This is a genomic window from Phenylobacterium sp., assembly GCF_035276905.1.
Taxonomy (GTDB): domain Bacteria; phylum Pseudomonadota; class Alphaproteobacteria; order Caulobacterales; family Caulobacteraceae; genus Phenylobacterium.
Genome location: NZ_DATELG010000150.1, coordinates 1 through 2,618 on the forward strand (window position 1 = coordinate 1; position 2,618 = coordinate 2,618).

Below are 2,618 nucleotides of genomic sequence, written 5' to 3' on the forward strand. Positions count from 1 at the left end.
CGCGCGGCGGCCGTCCGCGAGGGCGGCACCGAGGGCGAAGCGGCCGGCCGCCGCGCCGGCGGCCGTCATGCCCGGCGCCGCCTCTTCGAGCAGGAAGGTGTGCAGGGCCTCCGACCAGGCCGGCCTCGCCCCGAGGTTCGAGCCCAGGCCGATCGCCGGGTTCCAGCCGCCGGCCATGGCCACCAGGTCGACGTCGAAGCGGCGTCGCTCGCCGCGTGCTGTCCACACCTCTGCGCCCCGCACCTCGCGGCCGAGGACGTTCCCCAGCACCGCGCCGGTGTAGAGCTCGACACCGCGCTGGCGCAACTCCGCAGCGACGGCGGGTTCCTGCGGCCTCGGATCGACCACCGCGGCGACCTCCAGCCCGGCCTCGAGCATGTCGCGCGCGCTCGCCCATCCGGAGTCGCTGCAGGAGAAGACCAGCGCCCGGCGGCCGGGGGCGGCGGCGTAGCGGTTAATGTAGGTGGAGACGGCCGAGGCCATCATCACGCCGGGCCGGTCGTTCCCGCTGAAGACAATCGGCCGCTCCACGGAGCCGCTCGCCAGCACGCAGCGCTTGGTGACGATCTTCCAGAGGCGCTGGCGCGGCTGTCCTGCGGCGGGGGCCGGCAGATGGTCGCTCACCCGCTCGATCGCGCCGTATTCGCCATCGTAGGCGCCGAACACGGCGGTACGCGTCAGCACCCGCACATTGGCCAGCGCCGCGAGTTCCAGGCCCGCTCGGCCTACCCAGTCCTGGCCCGGCATGTCGTCGATGAGATGCCGTTCCGAGAGCAGTCGCCCGCCCAGGCTCGGATCGTCCTCGACCAGCACGACGCGGGCGCCCGCACGCCCCGCGGTGAGCGCGGCGGCGAGTCCGGCGGGGCCTGCGCCGATCACCAGCAGGTCGCAGAAGGCGTGCTCGCGGTCGTAGTGGTCCGGGTCCGGAAGGCCGGAGAGGGCGCCCAACCCCGCCGCGCGACGGATCAGCGGCTCGTAGAGCTTCTCCCAGAGCTTCGCCGGCCACATGAAGGTCTTGTAGTAGAAGCCCGCCACCAGCAGCGGCGCGGCCAGCTGGTTGACCGCCGCCAGGTCGACGGCGAGCGACGGCCAGCGGTTCTGGCTCGTGCACTCCAGCCCGTCATAGAGCTGGACGGTGGTGGCCTTGGTGTTCGGCTCGCCGCGCGCGCCCGTGCGCAGGGTGACGAGGGCGTTCGGCTCCTCGGGCCCCGCGGTGAGGATCCCGCGCGGCCGGTGATATTTGAACGAGCGGCCGACCAGGCGGACGTCGTTGGCGACGAGCGCCGAGGCGAGCGTGTCGCCCGCGAAGCCCGAGTAGCGGGCGCCGTCGAAGGTGAAGCTGAGCGGCTTTGTCCGGTCGATCAGCCCCCCGGTCGCAAGGCGGCTCATCAGCCAACCTCCGCAGCGAGCTGGGCGCCGCTGACGCGATGGGTGCGGGTGTCGCGCGCGACCACCAGCCAGTTGCGGCAGCCCTGGGCGTGGTACCAGTGCTCGCGGATCGGCCCGGCCGGGTTCTCCCGCAGATAGACGTAGTCGAACATGCCCTCGTCCCCGTCAGGGCGCCGAGGCGCGGCGTCGCCGCGATAGACGAATTCCTGGGCGTCTCGGTCGCCGCAGAACGGACAGGGAATGCGCATGCGCCGGCGTCTCAGTGCAGGTTGGGTTGGGCGCCTTGGCCTTTTTCGTCGATCAGACGGCCAGTGCGGAAGCGGTCGAAGCGGTAGGCCTTGGCGGTGTCGTGGGACGCGCCGGTCGCCAGCAGGTGGGCGAAGCACCAGCCCGACGCGGGCGTCGCCTTGAAGCCGCCGTAGCACCATCCGCCGTTGAGGTAGAGGCCCTCCACCGGCGTGGCGTCGATGATCGGCGAGCCGTCCATCGTCATGTCGACGTTCCCGCCCCAGCTGCGCAGGATCCGCGCGCGGCCGATCATCGGCATGACGGCCATGCCGCCCTCGCATACGTCCTCGACCACCGGCAGGTTTCCGCGCTGGGCGTAGCTGTTGTAGCCGTCGATGTCGCCGCCGAAGACCAGGCCGCCCTTGTCGGACTGACTGATGTAGAAATGGCCGGCGCCGAAGGTGATGACGCCGGGGATGATCGGTTTCAGCGCCTCGGTGACGAAGGCCTGGAGCACGTGGCTCTCGATCGGCAGGCGAAGATCGGCCATCGCCGCCACCCGCGAGGTGTGCCCCGCGACCGCGACGCCGACCTTGCCGGCGCGGATGGCCCCGCGCGCGGTCTCGATCCCGGTGACCGCGCCTGTGTTGTCGCGCAGGAAGCCGGTCATCTCGCAGTTCTGGATGATGTCGACGCCAAGGTTCGAGGCCGCGCGCGCAAAGCCCCAGACCACGGCGTCGTGCCGGGCGGTGCCGCCCCGCGGCTGCAGCAGCCCGCCGGTGATGGGGAAGCGGGCGTGCTCGAAGTTCAGGAAGGGCGCCAGGCGGCGCACCGCGTCGCGGTCGAGCAGCTCGGCGTCCGCGCCGTGCAGCCGCATGGCGTTGCCGCGCCGGGCGAAGGCGTCGCGCTGGACGTCCGAATGGCAAAGGTTCAGCACGCCGCGCTGGCTGACCATGGCGTTGTAGTTGAGGTCCTGCTCCAGCCCCTCCCAGAGCTTCATC

3 protein-coding genes are annotated in these 2,618 nt (G+C 71.8%); all 3 read right to left on the reverse strand.

Annotated features, from left to right (window positions below; genetic code table 11):
* Positions 1-1,389, reverse strand: a 1,389-nt coding sequence (locus tag VJS38_RS06780) for a 2Fe-2S iron-sulfur cluster-binding protein (protein ID WP_324087393.1), incomplete at its 3' end; no start/stop codon positions are given.
* On the reverse strand, positions 1,389-1,637 hold the full coding sequence (locus VJS38_RS06785) for a sarcosine oxidase subunit delta (protein WP_324087394.1): 249 nt from the start codon (positions 1,635-1,637) through the stop codon (positions 1,389-1,391). The genes VJS38_RS06785 and VJS38_RS06780, both read right to left, overlap by 1 nt.
* Before the next feature lie 11 nt (positions 1,638-1,648).
* Positions 1,649-2,618: FAD-dependent oxidoreductase (locus VJS38_RS06790; RefSeq protein WP_324087395.1), on the reverse strand; the 970-nt coding region annotated here is incomplete at its 5' end.